Source organism: Paenibacillus foliorum, from assembly GCF_013141765.1.
Lineage (GTDB): Bacteria > Bacillota > Bacilli > Paenibacillales > NBRC-103111 > Paenibacillus_S > Paenibacillus_S foliorum.
In genome coordinates this window covers 117,597-141,237 of the sequence record NZ_WHOD01000062.1, presented here as the reverse complement: position 1 = coordinate 141,237, position 23,641 = coordinate 117,597, and the positions used below count along the sequence as shown (strand labels likewise).

General features: G+C 41.7%; 25 protein-coding genes and 1 tRNA gene. 23 read left to right on the top strand and 3 right to left on the bottom strand.

What is annotated here, in order from left to right; all coding sequences use genetic code 11:
* The first annotated feature begins 37 nt into the window (after positions 1–37).
* The 10 genes from yidC to GC093_RS16380 all read left to right on the top strand — a co-directional run bounded on the left by yidC (position 38) and on the right by GC093_RS16380 (position 10,506).
* Positions 38–769 carry a membrane protein insertase YidC gene (gene yidC, locus GC093_RS16425; RefSeq protein WP_171652963.1) on the top strand — a complete coding sequence of 244 codons (732 nt, stop codon included), beginning with the start codon at positions 38–40 and terminating at the stop codon, positions 767–769.
* Positions 766–1,383, top strand: coding sequence for an RNA-binding cell elongation regulator Jag/EloR (gene jag / locus GC093_RS16420; RefSeq protein WP_171652962.1), 618 nt, complete (start codon positions 766–768; stop codon positions 1,381–1,383). Before yidC ends, jag begins: the two co-directional genes overlap by 4 nt.
* Before the next feature lie 128 nt (positions 1,384–1,511).
* Complete coding sequence (mnmE, locus tag GC093_RS16415; RefSeq protein WP_171652961.1) at positions 1,512–2,891, top strand: tRNA uridine-5-carboxymethylaminomethyl(34) synthesis GTPase MnmE; 1,380 nt, start codon at positions 1,512–1,514, stop codon at positions 2,889–2,891.
* Positions 2,892–2,946: 55 nt separating this feature from the next.
* Positions 2,947–4,836, top strand: a complete 1,890-nt coding sequence (mnmG, locus tag GC093_RS16410) for a tRNA uridine-5-carboxymethylaminomethyl(34) synthesis enzyme MnmG (protein ID WP_171652960.1) — start codon at positions 2,947–2,949, stop codon at positions 4,834–4,836.
* Entirely contained in the window at positions 4,836–5,561 is a 726-nt protein-coding gene (gene rsmG / locus GC093_RS16405; protein WP_171652959.1) for a 16S rRNA (guanine(527)-N(7))-methyltransferase RsmG, read from the top strand. Before mnmG ends, rsmG begins: the two co-directional genes overlap by 1 nt.
* A gap of 406 nt (positions 5,562–5,967) precedes the next feature.
* Positions 5,968–6,783, top strand: a complete 816-nt coding sequence (gene noc / locus GC093_RS16400; protein ID WP_171652958.1) for a nucleoid occlusion protein — start codon at positions 5,968–5,970, stop codon at positions 6,781–6,783.
* A 305-nt stretch (positions 6,784–7,088) separates the two neighbouring features.
* On the top strand, positions 7,089–7,847 hold the full coding sequence (locus GC093_RS16395) for a ParA family protein (protein ID WP_171652957.1): 759 nt from the start codon (positions 7,089–7,091) through the stop codon (positions 7,845–7,847).
* Entirely contained in the window at positions 7,844–8,701 is an 858-nt protein-coding gene (locus GC093_RS16390) for a ParB/RepB/Spo0J family partition protein (RefSeq protein WP_171652956.1), read from the top strand. The genes GC093_RS16395 and GC093_RS16390 overlap by 4 nt, the downstream gene beginning before the upstream one ends.
* Positions 8,702–8,823: 122 nt before the next feature.
* A complete protein-coding gene (locus GC093_RS16385) occupies positions 8,824–9,978 on the top strand; it encodes an aminotransferase class V-fold PLP-dependent enzyme (protein ID WP_171652955.1) in 1,155 nt (384 codons plus the stop codon).
* A gap of 33 nt (positions 9,979–10,011) precedes the next feature.
* The gene (locus GC093_RS16380; protein WP_171652954.1) at positions 10,012–10,506 is read left to right on the top strand and encodes a DUF4446 family protein; all 495 of its coding nucleotides are present in this window, start codon (positions 10,012–10,014) and stop codon (positions 10,504–10,506) included.
* Here GC093_RS16380 and yyaC read toward each other — a convergent pair.
* Positions 10,481–11,098: a spore protease YyaC gene (gene yyaC / locus GC093_RS16375; protein WP_171652953.1), complete on the bottom strand. Its 618-nt coding sequence runs from the start codon at positions 11,096–11,098 to the stop codon at positions 10,481–10,483. The two genes, GC093_RS16380 and yyaC, sit on opposite strands and share 26 nt — an antisense overlap.
* Before the next feature lie 108 nt (positions 11,099–11,206).
* Between yyaC and GC093_RS16370 the strand changes: the two genes are divergently transcribed.
* The 4 genes from GC093_RS16370 (at position 11,207) to GC093_RS16355 (ending at position 12,765) form a co-directional block, all read left to right on the top strand.
* Positions 11,207–11,449: a putative Se/S carrier protein gene (locus GC093_RS16370; RefSeq protein WP_171652952.1), complete on the top strand. Its 243-nt coding sequence runs from the start codon at positions 11,207–11,209 to the stop codon at positions 11,447–11,449.
* 12 nt (positions 11,450–11,461) lie between these two features.
* Entirely contained in the window at positions 11,462–12,352 is an 891-nt protein-coding gene (locus GC093_RS16365; protein ID WP_246314561.1) for a mechanosensitive ion channel family protein, read from the top strand.
* 39 nt (positions 12,353–12,391) lie between these two features.
* Positions 12,392–12,610 carry a DUF951 domain-containing protein gene (locus GC093_RS16360; protein WP_171652951.1) on the top strand — a complete coding sequence of 73 codons (219 nt, stop codon included), beginning with the start codon at positions 12,392–12,394 and terminating at the stop codon, positions 12,608–12,610.
* A gap of 64 nt (positions 12,611–12,674) precedes the next feature.
* Positions 12,675–12,765: transfer RNA gene (locus GC093_RS16355), tRNA-Ser, on the top strand.
* Between the two features lie 136 nt (positions 12,766–12,901).
* Here GC093_RS16355 and GC093_RS16350 read toward each other — a convergent pair.
* Positions 12,902–13,153 carry a hypothetical protein gene (locus tag GC093_RS16350; RefSeq protein WP_171652950.1) on the bottom strand — a complete coding sequence of 84 codons (252 nt, stop codon included), beginning with the start codon at positions 13,151–13,153 and terminating at the stop codon, positions 12,902–12,904.
* Between the two features lie 79 nt (positions 13,154–13,232).
* Positions 13,233–13,412 (bottom strand): YjzC family protein, encoded by a 180-nt coding sequence (locus tag GC093_RS16345; protein ID WP_171652949.1) that lies wholly within the window; start codon positions 13,410–13,412, stop codon positions 13,233–13,235.
* Positions 13,413–13,676: 264 nt separating this feature from the next.
* Here GC093_RS16345 and rpsF point away from each other — a divergent pair, with 264 nt between their 5' ends.
* The 9 genes from rpsF to dnaB all read left to right on the top strand — a co-directional run bounded on the left by rpsF (position 13,677) and on the right by dnaB (position 23,349).
* Complete coding sequence (rpsF, locus tag GC093_RS16340) at positions 13,677–13,961, top strand: 30S ribosomal protein S6 (protein WP_171652948.1); 285 nt, start codon at positions 13,677–13,679, stop codon at positions 13,959–13,961.
* Positions 13,962–14,002: 41 nt separating this feature from the next.
* Positions 14,003–14,473, top strand: coding sequence for a single-stranded DNA-binding protein (gene ssb / locus GC093_RS16335; RefSeq protein ID WP_171652947.1), 471 nt, complete (start codon positions 14,003–14,005; stop codon positions 14,471–14,473).
* Positions 14,474–14,494: 21 nt separating this feature from the next.
* Entirely contained in the window at positions 14,495–14,782 is a 288-nt protein-coding gene (gene rpsR, locus GC093_RS16330) for a 30S ribosomal protein S18 (RefSeq protein ID WP_171652946.1), read from the top strand.
* Positions 14,783–15,183: 401 nt separating this feature from the next.
* The gene (locus GC093_RS16325) at positions 15,184–17,790 is read left to right on the top strand and encodes an Ig-like domain-containing protein (RefSeq protein WP_171652945.1); all 2,607 of its coding nucleotides are present in this window, start codon (positions 15,184–15,186) and stop codon (positions 17,788–17,790) included.
* 213 nt (positions 17,791–18,003) lie between these two features.
* Complete coding sequence (locus GC093_RS16320; RefSeq protein WP_171652944.1) at positions 18,004–18,420, top strand: CBS domain-containing protein; 417 nt, start codon at positions 18,004–18,006, stop codon at positions 18,418–18,420.
* A 175-nt stretch (positions 18,421–18,595) separates the two neighbouring features.
* Positions 18,596–19,525, top strand: a complete 930-nt coding sequence (locus GC093_RS16315; protein WP_376768657.1) for a DUF2232 domain-containing protein — start codon at positions 18,596–18,598, stop codon at positions 19,523–19,525.
* Between the two features lie 23 nt (positions 19,526–19,548).
* A complete protein-coding gene (locus GC093_RS16310) occupies positions 19,549–21,510 on the top strand; it encodes a DHH family phosphoesterase (RefSeq protein ID WP_171652943.1) in 1,962 nt (653 codons plus the stop codon).
* Positions 21,507–21,953 carry a 50S ribosomal protein L9 gene (rplI, locus tag GC093_RS16305; RefSeq protein WP_171652942.1) on the top strand — a complete coding sequence of 149 codons (447 nt, stop codon included), beginning with the start codon at positions 21,507–21,509 and terminating at the stop codon, positions 21,951–21,953. The genes GC093_RS16310 and rplI overlap by 4 nt, the downstream gene beginning before the upstream one ends.
* A gap of 58 nt (positions 21,954–22,011) precedes the next feature.
* Positions 22,012–23,349 (top strand): replicative DNA helicase, encoded by a 1,338-nt coding sequence (gene dnaB / locus GC093_RS16300; protein ID WP_171652988.1) that lies wholly within the window; start codon positions 22,012–22,014, stop codon positions 23,347–23,349.
* Positions 23,350–23,641: the final 292 nt, after the last annotated feature.

Here is a 23,641-nt window from a genome sequence, read left to right as displayed (position 1 = left end):
TTTATTATTGGAAAAGATAAATTAGGAGGACTTCATTTTGACGCGTCGACTAGCTAAATATTTGCCGCTTATGTTTGCTTTTTTACTGCTTGCGGGATGTGCCCCAGCAACAACGAAGATCGATCCTAATAATGGGGTATGGGACAAGTATTTCGTTGGTCCTTTGTCTGATGTTCTCGATTGGTTTGCGGCGCTTCTTTGGGGACAGTATGGTTTGTCCATTCTAGTTGTTACCCTAATAATACGTTTCATCATTTTACCTTTAACATTGAAGCAATATAAAAGTTCCAAACGGATGCAGGAGCTTCAGCCTGAGATAAAGAAATTAAAAGAAAAATATAAAGATGATCCTAAGAAGCAGCAAGAAGAAACAATGAAGATTTTCCAATCGAATGGTGTGAATCCGCTTGCCGGTTGCTTTCCTTTAATTGTACAGATGCCAATTTTGATTGCTTTGTATAATGCTATTATGCGGAATCAATATATTGCCGATCACTCCTTCCTTTGGTTACAGCTGGGAACTAAGGATCCGTATTACATTCTACCTTTACTGGCAGCGTTAACTACGTTCTTCCAACAAAAAATGATGTCGTCACAAATGGCGCCTCAAATGCAGAATTTGATGTTTATTTTCCCCGTACTGATTTTCGTAATGGCTATGAACTTTGCAGCAGCACTACCGCTTTACTGGGTATACAGTAATCTATTCACGATTGTGCAGTCTTATTTCATATACGGACCTCAAAATAAGGGTGGCCTGTCTAAATGAAAAAAATTGTGGTTACAGGTAAAACAATTGAAGAGGCCGTGAAAAACGGCCTTCGACAATGGGATACCACGGAGGATCGGGTAAAGATGGTAGTTCTTGAGCAACCCTCTAGAGGGTTGTTTGGTCTTATTGGTTCTAGGGAAGCGAAAGTTGAGCTAGAGTTTTTGCCTGATGCTGTTGATGAAGCCATGTATTTTTTGCAGGATGTTTTTAGAACGATGAGCTTGGAAGTACGTATTGATAAAAAAACAGACAAGGACGGCTTGGAGTTACATTTATTCGGTTCGGATCTGGGGATGCTAATTGGTAGAAGAGGGCAGACTTTGGATGCGCTTCAATACTTGGTTAACATTGTGGCGAATCGGTATTCCAGCTCCCATGTTCGTATTGTACTGGATGCCGAGCATTTCCGCGAACGGCGTAAGAAAACATTAGAGGATTTGGCTGCAAGGTTAGCTGACCGAGTGATTCGAACGAAGAAAGAGGTTGTTTTGGAGCCCATGTCTTCTCATGAGCGCAAAGTGATCCATGCTAAACTGCAGGAACACCCAATGGTTAGAACTTTTAGCAGGGGTGAAGAACCAAACCGTAGAATCGTTATCGTGTACAGATAAACTTCCGGGTGCAATGATGTCATAGTTATGACTCATTGCATTTTTCAGTTGGAGGAGCAAACCCTGAAGCGCTTGGCCCTCAAAGGGCAGTGCAGCTGATTACTTGATTAAGAGACAGAGGTGCAACTATGTTAAATGACACCATAGCAGCTATATCCACTCCATTGGGAGAGGGCGGGATTGCTGTTATTCGTATAAGCGGCGATGAGGCGGTTAAGGCTGCTGATCGCATTTTCTATGGTAAGGATAAATTAATAGAAGCTTCTACCCACACCGTCCATTATGGTTATATTAAGGATCCTCAAACCTTAGCAAGTGTAGATGAGGTACTAGTTACAGTAATGAAGGCGCCGCGTTCTTTTACCACGGAAGATGTGGTCGAGATCAGCTGTCATGGCGGATTTATTTCTGTAAAGAAAGTGCTCGATTTGTTATTGGAACAACAGGAGATAAGATTAGCCGAACCTGGCGAATTTACGAAACGTGCTTTTCTTAATGGAAGAATTGATTTATCGCAAGCTGAAGCAGTTATTGATCTAATTCGTGCCAAATCGGACAGAGCTTACCAGGTCGCTATGAAGCAATCTGAAGGGACTTTATCCAAAAGAATTAAGCTGCTGCGCCACGACTTGGTTGAACTGATGGCACATATTGAAGTGAACATTGATTATCCTGAGCATGACGTCGAGGAAATGACCAATGCTTTTATAAAAGATAAATGCACGGCAGCTATGGAGAAAATCGAGGAGTTACTTAATACTGCGCGGCAGGGAAAAATTCTGCGTGAAGGTATTGTTACTGCGATAATAGGGAAGCCGAATGTTGGCAAATCCTCCTTGTTGAATACATTGGCACAAGAAAATCGAGCGATTGTAACCGATATTCCTGGAACAACGAGAGATGTTATAGAGGAGTTCGTTAATGTTAACGGGATCCCCTTAAAGCTATTGGACACAGCGGGAATACGTGAAACTTCAGATCTAGTTGAACAGATTGGGGTACAAAAATCGAAAAGTGCGCTTGCCGAAGCTGATTTGATTCTTTTAGTTTTCAATGGAGCCGATACACTTGAACCGGATGAGATGACAATAATTGAACAGCTAAAGGATAGACAAACCATAATCATAGTGAATAAATTAGATTTGGAGCAGCGGATAGAGCTGAATATATTGAAGGAACATTTTCCCGCCGAACGTATTGTTATGATGTCGCTGCTAGAAGAGCAGGGGATTACGGACTTGGAAAAAGCTATCGCTAGCATTTTCTTCAGTGGTCAGGTAGAATCAAATGACTTGACTTATGTAAGCAATGCACGCCATATCTCTCTGTTAAAAAAATCAAAAAGCACTTTAGAAGAGGCATTTACTGCAACTGTAAATTTCGTACCTATAGATATGGTTCAAATCGACATCCGTAATGCTTGGGAGCATCTTGGAGAAATCATAGGTGACTCTGTTGGCGATTCGTTGATAGATCAAATTTTCTCGCAATTTTGTTTGGGTAAATAGTAAGAGTAATTTTTTAAATTAAGTTTTCTATGAAAACTCCCAGGAGGTAGAGTCAATGAGTTATATAGCAGGACAGTATGATGTTATTGTAGTTGGTGCGGGCCATGCAGGCTGTGAAGCGGCACTTGCAGCAGCTCGTATGGGTTGCGAAACGTTAATGATAACGATTAATTTAGATATGGTTGCATTCATGCCTTGTAATCCATCTATTGGTGGCCCAGCAAAGGGGCATGTTGTACGTGAGATTGATGCGTTAGGCGGCGAGATGGGGCGCAACATTGATAAAACATACATTCAAATGAGAATGCTGAATACAGGTAAAGGGCCTGCCGTTCATGCACTTCGGGCGCAGGCGGATAAATTTCTATACCAGCATATGATGAAACAAACGATGGAAAATGAACCAAAATTGACGCTTCGTCAGGGTCTAGTGGAAGAACTGATTGTTGAGGACGGCGTGTGTAAAGGTATTATTACAAAAACAGGCGCTCAATATATGGCTGATGCTGTAGTTATTACAACAGGCACTTATCTGCGCGGCAAAATTATTATGGGTGAATTGATGTATGAAAGTGGACCAAACAATCAACAACCGGCTGTTAAATTGTCTCAATCCTTAAGGGATCAAGGGCTTGAACTAGTTCGTTTTAAAACAGGTACTCCACCGCGTGTTCATAAGGATACGATTGATTTTAGCAAAACGGTTATTCAACCAGGGGATGATAAGCCTAAGTTTTTCTCTTTTGAAACTACGGAAGAAGTACCAAATCAATTACCTTGTTGGTTAACTTACACCTCAGAAGAAACACATCAAATTATTAATGATAATTTATATCGTGCACCTATGTTCTCAGGAGCCATTGAAGGTACAGGACCACGCTATTGCCCGTCAATTGAGGATAAAATCGTTCGTTTTGCTGACAAACCAAAGCATCAAATCTTCTTGGAGCCAGAAGGACGTAATACATCCGAATATTATGTACAAGGCCTTTCCACCAGTATGCCTGAGGATGTGCAGATTGCCATTTTGCGTTCCATTCCGGGACTGGAAAAGGTTGAGATGATGCGTACAGGCTATGCAATCGAATATGATGCTGTTGTACCTACGCAGCTCAAACCATCTCTAGAAACGAAGGTTGTTAGCGGATTATTTACGGCTGGACAGATTAATGGAACATCAGGGTATGAAGAAGCTGCAGGTCAGGGTGTTATGGCGGGAATTAACGCAGCAAGAAAAGTTCTGGGTAAAGAAGCGGTAGTTTTGGATCGTTCTGAGGGTTATATTGGTGTATTAATAGATGATTTAGTTACGAAAGGTACGAATGAACCTTATCGCTTGCTCACCTCACGCGCTGAATATAGATTATTGTTGAGACATGACAATGCGGATCTTCGTTTAACACCTATTGGTCATGATATTGGTCTAATTAAAGAAGAGCGTTATGAACGCTTTTTGGAAAAGTACCGTTTAGTAGATGAAGAAATTGAACGTTTGAAAACAACTAAAGTAAAACCTGTAGACGCTCAAGAAATGCTCGCTTCTATAGGCAGCACGGAAATCAATAATTCGGTTGACTTGATTTCTTTACTACGTCGCCCAGAAGTGGCCTATGAAAATATTCATGGAATTTCACCGGCACCTCACGAGCTTTCGGACGAAATGAAGGAGCAAGTTGAGATCCAAATCAAATACGCCGGATACATTGAAAAGCAACTCATTCAAGTGGAACGTTTGCGTAAAATGGAAAAGAAGAAAATTCCGGATGATATTATTTATGAAGAAATTCATGGCTTGGCGATGGAAGCTAAGCAAAAGCTGGCCAAGATTCGACCTATCTCGATAGGGCAAGCATCACGTATTGCGGGTGTTACACCAGCTGATATTTCCATTTTGCTTATTCATTTGGAGCATTACAATAAAGTTCTAGCAGCCAGAGGTCAATGATGGATCCTATACAAACCAACTTTTTAGAGTCGTTAAAACCATATCAGATCGAATTGTCGGAACAGCAGCTCTTACAATATGAATTGTATTATAAAGAGCTAGTATCCTGGAACGAAAAAATGAACCTGACTGGCATCACAGAGAGAGAGCAAGTCTACGTCAAACACTTCTTTGACTCGCTCTCTGTTTCTTTTTTTCTTCCTATGAAGGAAATGAAGAATCTTGCAGATATAGGTTCTGGAGCAGGATTTCCTAGCATACCGCTAAAAATTGCTTTCCCACACCTCAAAATTACTATTGTTGACTCTTTAAACAAGCGAATTCAATTTCTGAATCATCTTTCCTCGACGTTAGGATTATCTAATGTGGAGTGCATACATGGTAGAGCTGAAGATATTGCTCGGTTGCCCCAGCATCGTGATAACTATGACATTGTAACGGCCAGAGCTGTTGCAAAGCTTGCTGTACTTAATGAGTTTTGCTTACCTTTCACTGCTGTGAAAGGATGTTTCGTAGCAATGAAGGGTAATGATGTTAAAGAAGAAGTAAAGGAAGCTAGTTATAGCTTAAAAGAGCTTAAGGGGAAACATATACATACACATCATTTTGAACTGCCAGATGAAGAGCATTCAACAAGGCATATAGTCGTTATTCAAAAAACATTTCAAACTCCATTAAAATATCCGCGAAAAGCGGGTCTACCAATAAAGCTTCCACTTGCATAATGTTCCACGTGAAACATTTTCCTGTGAGGGCTGCAGTAAATCGTGCGTTCTTTAACTTGACTTGATGGTATAACTGATTGCGATAGAGTGGACGCTGGGATGATAGTTTTTTGGAATGCAAGTCAATGGCAAAGGTAGTTTTAAGAAGATGAAATTGAAACTTCAGTTGGAAAACACGAGGGCTTTTTGCTCTCTGTTTGAGACTTGTTTGGGATGTTGATTGAAAAATACATCTTTAAATGATTCCCAAAAAACCCTCATATATTTTTCTGTGAAATTCTTTAATATAAGAATTTAAATATTATTCATAATTGATCTAATATTCTTGCAGGAAATGGCAAGACTTTGTTGAATTTATTAGAGTAGTGTTTTGCTATTTACGGCTAAAGATCGGGTGGTTAGATTAATGAAAGAACAGATCTCTAAATTGTTTGGATTCTCGGATAAATCATCCACGGATGAAATTAAAAACATTTCAATCCAAGATATCGTTCCAAGTCCATATCAGCCTAGAACAATTTTTGATGATGAGCGAATTGAAGAGCTGTGTCAAACCATTAAAACTCACGGTGTTATACAGCCGATCGTTGTCCGAGTAAGAAACAGTAAGTATGAATTGATTGCCGGAGAGCGTAGATGGAGAGCTGTCAAAAAACTTGGGTTGGATACTATTCCAGCAATAGTCCGAGATTTTAATGATTCTCAAGCTGCATCGATTGCTTTAATAGAAAACTTACAACGCGAAGGGTTAACTGCGATTGAAGAAGCAATAGCCTATCAACAATTAATAGATTTACATAATTTAACTCAGGAAAGTCTGGCTCAACGTCTAGGGAAAAGCCAATCCACGATTGCTAATAAAATTCGCTTGATTAATCTAAGCGAGCCAGTGAAATTAGCTTTAATGGAGCGGAAGATCACGGAAAGACACGCGCGCGCGCTGCTCTCTTTGAACCAAGAGGACCTGCAGATTAAAGTGCTGGAAGATATTCTGGCAAAAGAATTGAATGTAAAACAGACTGAAGCTAGAATTCAGTTTCTGAAAGAGACAGTAAAAATAAAGAAAACTAAACGTGTTTCTTTTTCCAAAGATGTTCGTTTAGCGTTAAATACAATTAGGCAATCCGTTGAGATGGTTACTTCCTCAGGATTACAAATTAACACGCAAGAACAAGACCATGAGGATCATTATGAAATCGTAATCAAGATACCAAAACGATAGAAAATATAGTATGATAGATTAGTCGCACTTTAAATGAGAATAACTCTTTTAAAGCTCCGTTAAAAGGAGCTTTTCTTGACCTTTTTATAGATAGGTTTAGGTGTGAGTTAGTTGTCTTTATGATTAGTACTAGTCTATGATCGTTAATTTTCTGATGTGATTTTGTTGAGATATCTAGTATTTACTTGTCGTTTTGATAGTTTAGGTGTTTTTATTATTGACTTATAATTCAATTATTTTGCTGTGATTAAGTAGTCGTTTAAGGTTATTGTTTGTCATTAGTATTTTATTGAGGTGAAATGATTTTGTCTAAGATTATAGCAATCACAAATCAAAAGGGTGGTGTTGGTAAAACAACAACGTCCGTTAACCTTGGGGCATCATTGGCGGCATTGGGTAAAAAAGTGCTGTTAGTTGATATTGATCCTCAAGGAAATACAACCAGTGGTATTGGCATTAACAAGGCTGATGTTGTTTATTGTATCTACGATGTCATTATCAATGACATTCACCCAAAAGATGCTATGGTCGATACAGCCATACCGAACTTAAAGATTATTCCTGCTACAATTCAGCTTGCGGGTGCCGAGATAGAGTTAGTACCCACTATTTCTCGGGAAGTTAGGTTGAAGAAATCTTTGCAGTTGGTCAAGCATTTATTTGACTATATCTTAATTGATTGTCCACCTTCACTAGGTATACTTACTGTCAATTCCCTTACAGCAGCAGACTCGGTTATTATTCCAATTCAATGTGAATATTACGCTTTGGAGGGGTTAAGCCAGTTACTGAACACGGTACGATTGGTACAGAAACACTTGAATACCACTCTTCAAATTGAAGGGGTTCTGTTAACGATGTTTGATGCGAGAACGAACTTGGGCATGCAGGTAATTGAAGAAGTTAAAAAGTATTTCCAACAAAAGGTTTATCAAACTATCATTCCAAGAAATGTAAGGCTTAGTGAGGCGCCAAGTCATGGTCAATCAATTATTACGTATGATCCGCGTTCAAAAGGAGCCGAAGTGTACATGGAGCTCGCGAAGGAAGTGATCGCGCTTTGAGTAAACGATTAGGCAAGGGATTGGACGCATTATTGCCAGCACTTAGTATTGGTGATGATGATAAGATTGTTGAGATTCCGTTGTCACAACTGAGACCGAATCCATATCAGCCAAGACGCACTTTTCACGATGAATCAATTAATGAATTAGCAGCTTCTATTAAAGAACACGGAATTATTCAACCTATTATAGTTAGAAGTGTATTAAAAGGATATGAAATTATTGCGGGGGAACGCAGATTTAGAGCTTCTCAAGTGTGCGGACTAGCAACAATTACAGCTGTTATTAAAAAATTTAGCGATCAGCAGGTAATGGAAATTGCTCTGATTGAAAATTTGCAACGTGAAGATTTGAATGCGATGGAGATTGCAATTGCATATCAAGCCTTGATTGATCAGTTCTCTTTAACGCAAGAAGAACTATCTGTTAAGGTAGGAAAGAGTAGATCTCACATTGCAAACTTCCTAAGATTGCTTCAGCTTCCTGAGGAAATTAAACAATATGTTTCACGTGGAACATTATCGATGGGTCATGCAAAGGCAATCATTGGATTAAAGGATACGAAAACGATCAAAGCTTTGGCTGAGCTAGCTATTAAAGAACAGTGGAGCGTTCGCGAGTTGGAAGAGGAAGTAAAGCGACTTGAAGAAAAGTCTGACAACAAGAAAGCTACTTCCACGAAATCTAAACGAAAAGATCCTTATATTAATGAGCTGGAAGAAAACTTGCGTGAAATGTACAGGACAACGGTGAAGATTAAACACAACAATAATAAAGGTAAGATCGAATTGCTTTATTATTCCAAGGATGATTTGGATCGTTTGTTGGAACTGTTGCAAGGTAAAATTTCTTGATCGGTGCATGAGCTAATGAACCGTAGAAACGAATGGGAAGTTGACGTAGCATACCTTATTATTGCCTACTTGAATGGGGCAGACTAGGTATGCTACTTTTTATGAAGGAGGGTGAGTGAAAAATGGATGTAGCTTATTTAGATCATGCAGCATCATCGTGGCCAAAGCCACCCCAAGTATTACAAGCTATGCAGGATTGTATGCTCCATTATGCCGCTAATCCGGGCAGGGGAAGTCATCAAATGGCGGTTCAAGCAAGCCGTGCGTTGTTCGAAGCTCGAAAGAGTCTATCGAAGCTGCTTAAAGTGAGAAACCCCAATGATATTTCCTTTGCTCTGAATACAACGATGGCATTGAATCAAGCGATAATGGGTTTTGTAAAAGAGGGAGACCACGTTATATGTACATCAGTTGAACATAATTCAGTTCGCAGGCCCTTGGAATTTTTAAAGAAAACAAAAGGGGTAAGCATAAGCTATGTGAAAACGAATGCAAAAGGCGAGCTGTCTATTCAGGATGTTAAAGACGCGTTTAACAGAAAAACCACGCTGTTAGTCTGCAGCCATGGATCCAATTTATTAGGGAGTATTTTACCCCTCGAACAATTAGGAGAATTGTGCAAACAAGCCGGGGTTAAATTTCTGGTAGATGCGGCACAAACGGCAGGTACGCTTGAATTGGATGTAACACATATGGGGATTGATATGTTGGCATTCCCAGGGCATAAGAGCCTGCTGGGGCCTCAAGGTACAGGAGGGCTTTACATAGCCCCTGAGCTCGATTTGGTGCCTTTATTGCATGGGGGGACAGGGAGTCAATCGGAAGCTATAGACCAGCCAACAGTAAGGCCTGATCGGTATGAGTCGGGTACTCAGAACACAGTAGGTATTGCGGGGTTAAATGAAGGTGTTAAATTTGTTCTGAAAGAAACAGTGGAGCGAATACATAAGAAAGAGTGGGAACAAACGCAATTGCTTATAGAAGCTTTGATGGGAATTGAAGGAGTTTCAGTTCTGGGGCCAGATTTGGGGCAAAATAGGACAGGAATCGTATCTTTTTCTGTAAATCAATCGGATTCATCCGAAGTTGCATTTATATTAGATCAATCTTTTCAAATAGCGGTTCGCGCTGGGTACCATTGCTCTCCATTGGCGCACGAAAGTGCAGGAACTTTAGAAAGAGGGGCTGTAAGAGCGAGTGTAGGCTATTTTACAACCAATGAGGAAGTAGATCGTTTGATAAGTGCAGTGAAGGAAATTGCAAAGCATATGAAATAAAGGCATATTTATAGAGATACTGGAGGAAAAAGTGTGGGGGAAATACTGGAGTTGCTGGATGTCAGAGTGTTAATGGTTGCAATGATAGCTGTTATGGTAGTGTTTCTAATTATAGTGATCATTTTGTGGAGTAAACTAAATAAGCTTAGAAAAAATTATATGAGTATGTTAAATGGTGACTCAAGTATAAGTGTAGAGGGTGCATTAATCGAGTTGCAAGAAAAGGTAGCATCAAGTAACACAACAATCGATGGAGTCCAACAGCAGATTCAATTAATCGTGGAGCAAATGAAAACAATGAAGTCAAAAATAGGGATCTACCGCTACAATGCATTCGCAGAGAGCGGCAGTGATCTAAGCTTCTCATTAGCTATTGTAGATGAACATATAGATGGAGTTGTAATATCAGGAATTCATAACCGGGAAGAGACTTATGTATATGCAAAGCCATTGACGAAAGGGCAGTCCCAGTATCCACTGTCGCCAGAAGAAAAAGAAGCTATTAATCGATGCGTGTCAACGAAGTAGCGGCAGCAAACCGTTTAATATTACTTAATGCTACGTAGAAAGATCTGGCGATAACTTCAGACATACTCATTACAAGACTGAGGCGAGTGTTCTGTAGTACGAAGTATTCCATGAAACCGCCAACATTAACGATTCCAGTAATATGCATATTGCCTACAGGAGGAAGTTCCTTGTTAACTCCTGCCCCAGGCTTGACCGGACCATTACCGATCTGAATACAACCAACACTGGCTAGCTGACCCAAACATGCGTCAATGGCTATAATGTAGGGGTTGTTGTATTGGGAGTTAATAGAATCTAGAGTTTCCTTCAAGTTCATAGCATGAACAGGTTGCTCGAGAGTCCCATATAAGTGAATGCTTTCTAAGTTGTGTTTCTTAAGGTGCGACCCAACAAGGGGGCCTAGTGAGTCGCCAGTCGAACGATCTGTTCCAACGCAAACAATAATGAGAGGCTGATGTGTAGGGAGTTGACCTAACACAGAAAACAATCGGTCGGATAGAAGCTCGATGATGTTATTTTCAGTGTGCGGAACCTTTAAATTTTCAACTTCTTTTGGCATCGCGGTATCTCTATGAAAAGAAATTTTCATATAATAGCCCTCCAGTTCGTAGGAGTGTAAAAACAATTTTTACTAGTATACGGAAGAAGGTTTCAATTTATACGTATATGTATGAAAAAATGATAGGGGTGAGAGGGCATGTTATTAATTGCGTTTGATTCGACTCAACAGGCATTAAGAGCTGAGATGCTGCTGGAATATGCGGATATAGAGAATGACATGCGACCTACGCCCAAGGAAATTACTGCAGGTTGTGCACTCTCCCTTGAATTTCCCAAAGAAGAGTATAAAAGAGTGAAACAAATCATAGAAGAAGAAAGAGTAGAAGTGAGGGGCATTTTCTTCAAAAAAGATGACCAATATGTTAACATGGATGCATAGGGTGGGAAGCAAATGAATTATTTGATGCAAGACATTCTTCTAGAGGACAAAACAGGATTAGTTGCCGGATGGCAGCAGGTATGGGATCCGTTCATTGGATATATCTCCAATCCTGAAGTATGGACAGCGCTTCTTATTGGGGCGATAAAAATTGTTTTTATTTATTTCGCCGGTCGATTGGTGATGAAGCTTGCTAATAAAGCGCTAGAACATATGTTGGTTGCCAGAGATAAAAACCCGTTAAAGCTCGATACAAGACGGACACATACGATAGGAAGATTGCTGGGTAATATCACTTCATACGTTGTTAATTTTATAGTCATATTGATGATTCTTAATCAATTCGGCATTCGATTAGAGCCTATATTGGCTGGTGCCGGGGTCGTTGGTTTGGCTATCGGTTTTGGCGCGCAGAGCTTAGTGAAGGATGTTATAACAGGATTTTTCATTATTTTTGAGGATCAATTCGCAGTGGGGGATATCGTTCAGATAGGGACGTTTAAAGGGACTGTTGAAGAAATTGGCCTGCGGGTTACGAAATTGAAAAGCTGGACGGGTGAGGTTCACTTCATTCCTAATGGGACTATTAATCAGGTAACCAATTTCTCTTTAAATAACTCGATAGCTGTTGTAGATATCTCAATTGCATATGCGTCTGATGTAGATAAAGCATTAGAAGTGTTGCGAACAACCGTATTGAAAAATTACGAAACCAATGTCAATATGGTAAAAGAACCACAAGTGTTGGGTGTACAAACAATTAGCACCTCTGAAATAACTCTACGAACGACTGTAGAGTGCAAGCCCAATACGCAGGCATCAGTGTCAAGAGAGCTATATGGGGAAATAAAGAAAGCATTAGATGCTTTAAGCATTGAAAATAAAGAATCACAGGCTAATTAGTTCCATGTTTCCATAACAATGAAAAGGGGGAGAGCGAGTATGGAACGAAAACAGTATCAATTAGGCGATATTGTCCAAATGAAGAAGCCTCACCCTTGCGGGAGCAACGAAATGGAAGTAATCCGCCTTGGAATGGATATCCGCATTAAATGTGTAGGCTGTAAGCATAGTGTACTAGTGCCAAGAGCGAAGTTCGAAAGCAAATTGAAGAAGGTGCTGCGTTCTAATCCAAGTGCTTCTGAACTAAAGGCAGATTGACTAAGATAATGGTTGCAAACCGGTGCTAATCTATGGTATATTACTACTTGTCCCTTTTTAGCGCGGAAAGGTACCCAAGAGGCCCAAGGGGGCTGACTCGAAATCAGCTAGGCGGCGCAAGCCGTGCGTGGGTTCGACTCCCACTCTTTCCGCCACTTAAGTTAAAACCTACATACAAAGATAACAACCTCCTTCATGCAGATTAGATGCCAAAGGAGGTTTTTTTGTTAGAATCGCTAAAACCCCCGCTGCATACAAATGGAGGTTTAAAGCTACATAGTCGCAATATAATCAATGAGATCTTGTCCTTTTTCGTACAGTGAAACGATCAATTGCATAGCCAATTATCGCCCAGGACACAATGGTGAGAAAATATAGCAGCGCTGCATTGACATTCGTATAAGTAAAGATTGCATAAAACCAGGCAGGCACACTAAGTGCATAAAAGATAAGGTAGATTGGATCTGAATCATGGCCGATGTAATGCATCAGACAAAGGGCTGCGCCTAGTGCCGTGCAGAACAAGGTGGCTGTATATCGCATGGTGGTAGCTCCTTTTGTAGGTGAAGTTAGCTCCCTCTAATGGGCTAAGGTTGAGTCTTGCCCAAAGAGGGAGGAGAGGCTAGTATTTACGTTTCCATTTGCGGTTGTGGTTGGAATTTTCTGGGAATGATTCACCTTTCTTCAAAGTAATAATAGTAGGATCGTTAATTCCCATATGGAAGGCATTTTCCCCCACCTCCATGTACTCGCCATCGTTGGGGGCTTTGTCACCTGGTCTAAACTGACTCCATTCGCCCATTTCTAGTCACCTCCTATTATGAAGTGTAAGGGTAGTTTCCCCCAAGGTGAAAAATGCATAAGCATTAATATTTTCCATTAAAGCAGTTATTGAGTAGGAAAAGGCAAGCAAATGCAAGGGTAGAATTAAAAGCTTGTTATTGGGCTTCAGTTTTGCTATAGTATTATGGTGCGAGTTTTGATAACCAAGTATTACTCGCTCCTTGCTCCGTTCGGTGACAAGCCGTACACAGTGGAGCCGTTTAGTCCAAAAGGAGGTGAAACCATGCGCAAATATGAAATTATGTACATCATTCGTCCGGATCTTGAACAAGAAGTTGTTCAATCTACGGTAGAAAAATTTCAAAACATCATCAACAACGGTGGAGAAATTACGAAGCATGATATTATGGGTAAGCGTCGTCTTGCGTATGAGATCAACAAGATCCGTGATGGTCATTACGTGTTAGTTCATTTCAACGCTAACAATGATGTTATTACTGAGCTTGACCGTGTAATGAAGATTTCTGATGAAATCATTCGTTTCCTGATCGTTAAAGATGTAGCTTAAGGCATAATATGCCGTAATTGACATGCTGGGAGGGTTTAAGGTTGCTAAATCGTGTGATTCTGATTGGAAGGCTTACTCGTGACCCTGAATTGCGCTATACACCTGCAGGAGTTGCCGTAACTACGTTTTCGTTGGCGGTGGATCGTCCTTTCACGAACCAACAAAAGGAACGGGAAGCAGACTTTATCAATATTGTTACATGGCGTCAGCTTGCTGAAACATGTGCCAATTACTTGCGTAAAGGACGTTTGGCTGCAGTTGAAGGCAGGATTCAAGTTCGTAACTACGATAATAACGAGGGTCGCCGCGTATATGTGACAGAAGTTATTGCCGATAATGTTCGTTTCTTGGAATCTGCAAATAGCGGCGGTGGTGCGAATGCAAGCCGCGAAGATGGAATGGGTGGCGGCGGTAACAGCCAACAACGTAACAGCGGACCACGAGACAATCAAGATCCGTTCCAGGATGATGGAAAACCGATTGATATTTCTGATGATGATTTGCCATTTTAACGTAGAAAGGACTGAATAACGATGGGATTCCAAAGAAGAGATAATAACAGCGAAGACCGTGGCGAACGCAAGTTTGGCGGCCGTAAGGGCGGCAAAGGCGGTAAACGTCGTAAAGTATGTTACTTCACTGTGAATAAAATTACTCACATTGATTATAAAGACATCGAAACGTTGAAGAAGTTTATCAGCGAGCGTGGTAAGATTCTTCCCCGCCGTGTAACAGGAACTTCGGCTAAATACCAACGTGCCTTGACAATTGCGATCAAACGCTCACGTCAAATCGCGTTGCTGCCATACACAACGGAATAGTAATAAGGAGACAGTCGATTGGGTTTAGCCAATCGACTGTTTTTTTTTGCTACCGCGAACAGTTTCTCTATGTCTAATTACATGGACAAGGGGAAAGTTTAGAGGCGCTATTTTACTGTACCCACATTCAAGACAAGTAGTAGAATAATGTTCCGTAAGAGTAAGCGAGTGGATAAATTTGTACACTAAAGGACGCCGCAAGGCGTCTTTCGTATTTTCTGGAAGGGCCCTCAAACGGATCCTAGTCATTGACTTAATGATGTTAATAAAATTATATTAGTGTTAGTATAAATTTTTCCGACAAAATAACCGATATTTAGTAGACGACCTAATTAGTTGGATGAAAGTGTGCAATCAGGTATGAGTTTAACTAGAGATCCATACAACGGAGGTAAGAGTTTATGTTTAGATTTACCCGATTACTGCTATTATTGACTATCTTTATAGTAGCTACAAGCAATTTGACGAGTACGAATGTTTTTGCTGCTGATGAGATTTCTAGTCTAGTGCTGAATAAAAATGAGGTATCGCTAGAAATAGGAGCCACTACCAATTTAACGGCTACAGCCGTATTTGTATCTAATTCAACTGAGAATGTAACTGTGAAAACGGAATGGATTTCCAAATCAGAAGACATTGCAACTGTGTATGCAGGTGTAGTAACCGGTAAAAAGGAAGGTACAGCAGTCCTTACGGCGACTTATTTGGGTAAAACTGTTTTTGTAAATGTAACGGTCACAAAGCGCGTAAAAACGATGACAAAAAATAAACAGTCGATAGATTTAAGGCTAGGCAAAACGGATGATATTATTCTGACTGCTTACTATGATGATGGATCTAATCAGATTGTTACAACTAAAGCAGATTGGTCAAGTGATAATAATTCGGTTGCAACTGTAACTAATGGATTGGTACAAGGTCTTAGTTCGGGAAAGGCGACTATTACAGCTAAATATAACAATCAAACGTTGAGTTTACCGGTTAATGTTGAAATAGTGAAGCGTATTGATGCCGAGAAACCGCAGATATCCTTGTTGTTAAAAGGTGAGGCTAAAGTCGTGCTGATGGCCACCTATCCGAACGGTGATAAAGTGGATGTCGCAGATATGGCGGAATATGTAACGGACAAGGGAACTGTAGCGGATGTGTTAAAAGGAGTAGTAACCGGATACGGACCTGGTAAAGCAACTATTACCGCTACTTATGGTACGCAAAGCACTACGTTTAAGGTTGATGTAGATAATGCCATTAAGCTGGATGTTGATAAGCAAAATGTCTTTATGAAAAAGAATAAAACAGATGAACTAACGTTGTGGGCTACTTATGCCACTACTGGAGATGGAAAGCCCGAGAATATTACTGATCGTGCAGAGTGGACGTCGAGTGATGAGAATATCGTCTATGTCTATAAGGGTAAGCTGACTGCGAATTCGATTGGTGAAGCAACGATTACAGCCCAATTCGGAGAAAAAATGGTCACAACTGTTGTTGATGTAGATGTGCCGCGTAGACTGGAGCTAGATAAAGAAGTCTATTCATTACAAGTAGGGACACCTGGACAGCTTAAGCTGTATGCTACGTATGCGGACGGAACAACGAATAATGAGGTAACCGAGAGTGCAGAGTGGACCGTAGAGAATGATGCGATTGCTTTTGTTACGAAAGGTAAAATATCCACCTATAAGTCTGGCGAAACAAAGGTTACTGCTACATATGGCGGAAAGAGCATATCTGCCAAAGTACTCGTTGATATTCCCACTTCTTTAGAATTATCGAAGAAGGCTGTTAATTTCCAAGTAGGAGCTTCTGAGCCAATCACTCTCTATGCGATTTATCCTGATGAGAGAGGCAAAGTCGATATTACAAGCAAGGCAGAATGGTTGTCGAGTTCTGTTGAAACGGCCAGTGTAAATAACGGTAACATAACGGGGATAGCAACAGGAGCTGCCTCGATCACTGCGAAGTATGGGACCAAGACTGCAACAGTTAAAGTGTCCGTAGGCGTTATTGAGAGTCTGACTTCGAAGGATCAAACCAACGTGGTCATGAAAAAAGGCGGCAATCAGCAGCTTACCGTTACGGCCAAATATACAGACGGCACTACCAAAGAGGTAACAACCGAGGGAGAATGGACCAGTTCTAATCAGAAGGCTGCAACTGTGGAGGATGGCAAGATCACGGCAATAGGAGCTGGCGAAACACAAGTTACGGCAACCGTAGATAATAAATCTATAACGTTTAGCGTTCAGGTAGATACGGCTAATAAATTAACTGCTAATATCCCTTATTTGATTTTTGATTTAGGCGAAGTGAAGCAAATTACGCTGTCCGCAATGGATATATTAGATGTATCCCACGATGTTACTGCTGAGGCGGAGTGGAAAACGAGCAATGCCCTTGTAGCGCAAGTATCCAACACAGGAGTAGTAACACCTGTTACACGCGGTAAAGCGACTATTACAGCCACTTATGGAGGTAAAAGCATTACCATACCTGTTGAAATAGGTGTTGTTCAGAAGCTGGAGGCCGACCAACGTTTCATTGCATTGAAAACAGGGCAATCGATACAGGTTAAATTAACAGCGACACTGTCAGATGGAACTACTAAAGATGTCACTGATGATGCAGCTTGGAAAACTTCTAATTATAAAATTGCAGATGTTAGTAGTGGGCTTTTAACAACTTCGGCTCCAGGAAAACTAACCTTATCAGCCAACTTTGGCGGAAAAACAATTACGGTGCCTGTTGAAATCGGTACACTTAAATATTTGAAAACTAATGTTGTAAAGATGGAGCTTAAAGAGGGCGAAGAGGGTGAAATTCAGGCAATAGCCACCTATACGGATGGTTTTGATGAAGATGTAACCAAGCCTGCTATGTGGACAAGCTCAAATATTATGATCGCAGATGTAAAAGACGGGGTTATCAAAGCTACCGGTAAAGGAACGGCAATAATAACGGTGAGCTTTTCTAACTTGAAGACAAAGGTTAGCGTTACTATTAAATAGTAGTTGAAATAGGTTTGTATTACAGTGGGACAGCTGGGCTTCGTGCACCAGTTGTCTTTTTGTCTGAGTAGAACCTGCTTAATGGCGATGCACTGGATTCTTTATTTTAGTACAATAAAAGGATGTGCAGTCGTATATCTTCCTTTGGAATCATAGTGTATTATGAAGTAGGGTAAGGTTGGATGTAATTATTACTTGGAAAGGGTGGCTTAGGTGAATATTGCTTTTTTTCTTGTGCCTAAAGATGATGTTATTTATTTATCTCCTAATTCTACAATGCGCCAGGCGCTGGAACGTATGGAATATCACCGCTATTCTGCGGTTCCTCTTGTGAACGAGGATGGCAAATATGTAGGTACGATTACGGAAGGGGATCTTTTGTGGAAATTAAAGCATTCCCCTGAAATTGGTTTTGATAACGCACATAAAGTCCATCTTCGGGATGTGGCTCAGCATATGGCTATAAAGCCTGTACGTATTGATCAGCAAATGCAGGATTTAATCACATTGGCAACTAATCAAAACTATGTACCTGTGATTGATGACAGTGAGGTATTTATTGGAATTATCCGTAGAAGAGAGATCATTGATTATTGCTTCAAGCTGTGGCAAGCCGAACAAAAGGTTTAAAATTGTGGTATAATTAACTAATGGTTAGGCTTGGAAGTAGGTTAGACATCTCATTTCGCAGTTTAGATAAAGTGATTTTGGAAAAAATGAAGAAGCATAAAGCTGAATGTCACCAATTGGAACAATGGTATGACGATTTATCTGCTTTGGTAGAACATATGCGTAAGAGGTGAATGTGTTGGGGAAAGGTTCCGCAAGAAGTATGCTTGGTTGGAGCTTGATGACAGTTGTTTTGCTCCTATCGATTTTATCACCATTGAATATCATTACTTTTAGCTTATTGATGGTACCTATCCTGGTGCAATACGTGAAGCTAGAGACGAAGCGATTTCTGATTTATTATGGTATCAGCTTGGCCGCTGTGTATGTAGCAACCTCATTGCTCATAACGGGATGGGTGGGTGTGGTGCTTATAGCCATTTCACTGTTCTTTCTGCCGCCGGTTATTCAAATGGGCAATTTGTATAAGAAACGAGCTCCTGCTAGAACGGTTCTGACCGTGGGTACTATAACGTTGTTGGCCGAAATGCTGCTGAGTATATTGGTCGCGTACTTGTTCGGACTTAATCTAATTAGCAAAATGAAACAGTTTATGCTAAGTGTTATGGAAACAATGCCTACGCAATTAAGAAGTATGATAGCAATTGACCCAGATACCTTGGTACAACTAATGAGTCAGATGCTTCCTTTTTATATGATCGTATCTTCACTGTTCCTTATCGTAGTAGCGCATTGGTTAGCTCGAAAGCTATTGAATCGATCAGGTGAAGCTATACCGGCGTTCAAACCTATCCGCGATTGGATGCTGCCAAAGTCATTCGTCTGGTATTACGTCATAGCTTTGTTTATGGAGTTTTTCGTAAGTGATTCAAACTCGATTTTTTTTACGCTGTTATTAAACTTATTACCGCTGCTCACGGCTGTGTTTGCTATACAAGCTATAGCGTTTCTATTCTATGTAGCTCATTCGAAGCAATGGAACCGAACACTTCCAATCATCGGTATTATAGTTTTGTTGATTTTTCCGCCGGCTTACTTTATGTTCAGTCTGCTTGGTGTGTTCGATGTAGCGTTCCCAATCCGTGAACGCATGACTGGAAAATAAAGTATGGATTAGGGGCGAGATGAATGCCGAAGTTCCTGCTAAAGCGTTGGCACGGCTTGCATATCGTATGGATATTTGTTTTAATGCTAGTTTTGATTTTTATATTGCTAATGTATCAATGGGTAATCGGTGTGATTGCCCTGTTTCTATGCGGGATTTTAGCGTATTTTACTTTGAAGGCAGAGCAAGCGTTTCGCAAGGAATTGAACCATTATGTAGCTACGCTTTCCCATCGGATCAAACGTGCCGGGACGGATGTAATACATGAGCTTCCCTTAGGGATTCTGCTCTACAATGAAGAGAAGGTTATTGAATGGCATAATCCATTCGTGGCGAAGATGCTCGGTAAGGAATCATTGATTGGCGAGCAGTTATTGGAGCTGTTCCCTTCTTTGAAGTCGCGTAAGGAGAAGGAAATTAAGCTTGAAATTGCGGTTGGCAAAAACTTGTATATGGTGCAGCTTAAGCAGGATGAAAGACTGTTGTACTTTACGGATATAACGGCCTTCAAACAATTGTCGATACGCTTTGAAGAGGGCAAGCTTGCTATAGGGATTGTCACCATGGATAATTTGGAAGAGGCTACTCAGGGAATGGACGACCAAACCCGCAGTATTATGATGGCTAGAGTAACCGGAGAAATTACGGAATGGGCTCTGAAAAATAACGTGTATTTGCGTCGAACCGCATCGGACCGGTATTTGATTCTAATGGATCAAAAGGGCTTAAAGGCTTTGGAGCAATCGCGTTTTGAAATATTGGACGAGGTGCGGGATTTAACTATCGAACATAAGCTGCCGCTTACGCTGAGTGTAGGGATTGCTTCTGGCAGTGATTCATTAACGGAGCTTGGGCAGTTAGCTCAGACGAGCTTGGATATGGCGTTAGGGCGCGGTGGCGATCAGGTTGCTGTAAAGATAGGAGAGCGGCTGTCTTTCTATGGGGGGCGTTCTAATGCTGTTGAGAAAAGGACGCGGGTACGGGCAAGGGTTATCTCTCATGCGCTGCGCGATCTGATCAAAGAATGCGATAAAGTTATTATTATGGGTCACCGATATCCGGATATGGATGCAATCGGAGCTGCCATTGGAGTATTGAAGGCGGTACATGTAAGCAATAAGGAAGGATACATCGTGCTGGAAGGGGTTAATCCTTCGATTCAAAAGCTGATGGATACGATCTCTGAAGATGAGAAGCTGAACCGTTGGTTTATTACACCGGAGCAGGCTATGCAGATTACGAATCAACGAACGCTTGCTGTCGTTGTGGACACGCATAAGGCGTCTATGGTGGCTGAGCCGAAGCTGCTGCAGCTGACGCAGCGTAAGTTCATTGTAGACCATCACCGCCGCGGTGAGGAGTTTATTCAGGATGCGACGCTGGTGTATATGGAGCCTTATGCTTCTTCTACCTGTGAGCTGGTGACAGAGCTGCTGCAATACTTCAACGATCGTTTAACGATGGGGGTATTAGAAGCGACAGCTTTGCTAGCTGGAATTGTAGTGGATACCAAAAGTTTCAGCTTGGCTACAGGAGCAAGAACCTTTGAAGCCGCATCGTTTCTTCGCCGCAACGGCGCGGATTCATCACTTGTACAGCGGCTGCTTAAGGAAGATCTTAACGCTTTTATCCAGAAGTCAGAGGTTATCAAGAGCGCGGTTGTGATCTATGATCACATCGCACTTGCTGTAACTGAACCAAATCGCAAATATTCTCAGTTGCTCATTGCGCAGGTTGCTGATACATTGTTAACTATGACAGGTATAATGGCTTCTTTCGTCATTAGCGAACGACCGGATGGATTAATTGGTATTAGCGCCCGGTCACTGGGCCAAATGAATGTTCAAATTGTTATGGAACGGATGGGTGGCGGCGGGCATTTAACTAATGCAGCAACCCAATTCGAAGGAACGATTTCAGAAGCGACACAAAGATTGAAACAAATACTAAGTGAGATGCACGCAGAGGAGGGGCTTTTCGAATGAAAGTTATTTTATTAAAGGATGTTAAAGGTCAAGGCAAAAAGGGCGATGTAAAAGAGGTGTCCGAAGGATACGCAACGAATTTCTTGTTCCCTAAACAGCTGGCCGCAGCGGCGAACGAGTCGTCTGTTAAGATGATCGACAATCAGAAAAAAGCGGAGCAGCGTAAAAAGGATCAAGAGAAGGAAGAGGCCGTAGAGCTAGGTAAGAAGCTAGGGGCTTTGACAGTTGAGCTAAAGGCTAAATCCGGCAAGGACGGACGTTTATTCGGAGCCATTCCTAGTAAGCAGGTAGCTGAAGAGCTGGACAAGCAGCAGAAGATTAAGCTGGACAAGCGCAAAATCCTGATGGAGGACCCGATTCGTACGCTAGGCGTTACTGAAGTGGGTGTAAAGCTTCATCCTGAGGTTACTGCAAAGCTTAAGGTTCATGTTACGGAAGAATAATGATTGGCGTCCATTTTTCCAAATTGAAAACTAGGAGGAGACGAACTTGAACGAAGGTATGTTTACAGATCGCATCCCTCCGCAAAATTTGGAAGCCGAGCAGGCCGTGCTCGGCGCTATTTTGCTTGACAGCGAGTCACTCGTAACCGCGATGGAACGCATTTCAAGCGATGATTTCTATCGCACATCGCATCAACGCATCTTCGAGTCGATGATTGAGCTGGCGGAGGAGAATGAGCCGATTGACTTGATCACGCTGACCGCGCGACTGCAAAACAAGCAGGAGCTAGAGGAAATAGGCGGGATCAAATATTTGTCGGAGCTCGCGAATGCGGTGCCGACAGCGGCGAATATCAACTACTATGCGCAGATCGTCGAGGAGAAGTCGATGCTGCGGCGATTAATCCGCGCCGCTACGAATATCGTGACGGAAGGGTACTCCAGTACCGACGAGATTGGCGATTTGCTGGGTGATGCGGAGAAACGCATTCTAGAAATTTCACAGCGCCGTTCGAACACTGGATTTATAGCTATCCGCGATGTGTTAATGGAGGTATTCGACAAGGTCGAATTTCTCTATAATAATAAAGGCGGAACGACAGGAATTAAATCCGGGTTTCTCGATTTAGATAAAATGACCGCTGGCTTCCAGCGGTCAGACTTGATTATTGTAGCAGCGCGACCTTCTGTTGGTAAGACGGCGTTCGCTCTGAATATCGCGCAAAATGTTGGAGTGCGAGAGAAACAAACGGTCGCCATCTTCAGTCTGGAGATGGGTGCACCACAGCTTGTGCAGCGGATGATTTGTGCGGAAGCCAATGTTGATGCCACTCGTATGCGGACAGGCTTTTTGGAGCAGGACGATTGGGAGAAGCTGACGATGGCGATTGGCGCTTTGTCCGAGGCGAATATTTATATCGATGATTCGCCATCGGTTACGGTGGCCGATATTCGCGCCAAATGCCGTAGGCTGAAGCAGGAGAGAGGCCTCGGGATGATTCTGATCGATTACTTGCAGCTGATTCACGGACGCGGCAAAGGGGATAACCGTCAGCAGGAGGTATCCGAAATATCACGTACATTGAAACAAATTGCTCGTGAGCTGGATGTTCCGGTAATTGCATTGTCTCAGCTCAGCCGGGGTGTAGAGCAGCGGCAAGATAAACGGCCGATGATGTCCGACTTGCGGGAATCCGGTTCGATTGAGCAAGATGCTGATATTGTAGCGTTCTTGTATCGTGATGATTATTACGATAAAGAATCGGAGAAGAAAAATATCATTGAAATTATTATAGCTAAGCAGCGTAACGGACCCGTAGGTACGGTGGAGCTGGCTTTCTTGAAAAATTTCAATAAGTTCGTTGGTTTGGACAGAACGCATCAAGAAGTAGGATAGAGCACAACTATCAACACAACATACAGCTTTTATCAGGCTGGGAACAGCCTAAGAAGCTAAAAACACACGTAACAGATTAGCTTAGGGAATGTGGCCGTCTATGATTAACGTCTCTGCATTCTGAAGTTACTATAAACGGTCCAAGGGGTCCTATGGTTCGCTGCGGCGAAGCATAGGACTTATTCTGGTGCTAAAGTGTAAGTGCCAATTGCTTATTTCTAAGTAGGATTATACAGATAGGTTCGTCCCTGAGCGGCGCTGTAGTGGGGTCTCCTAGGTTCTTTGAAGTAAA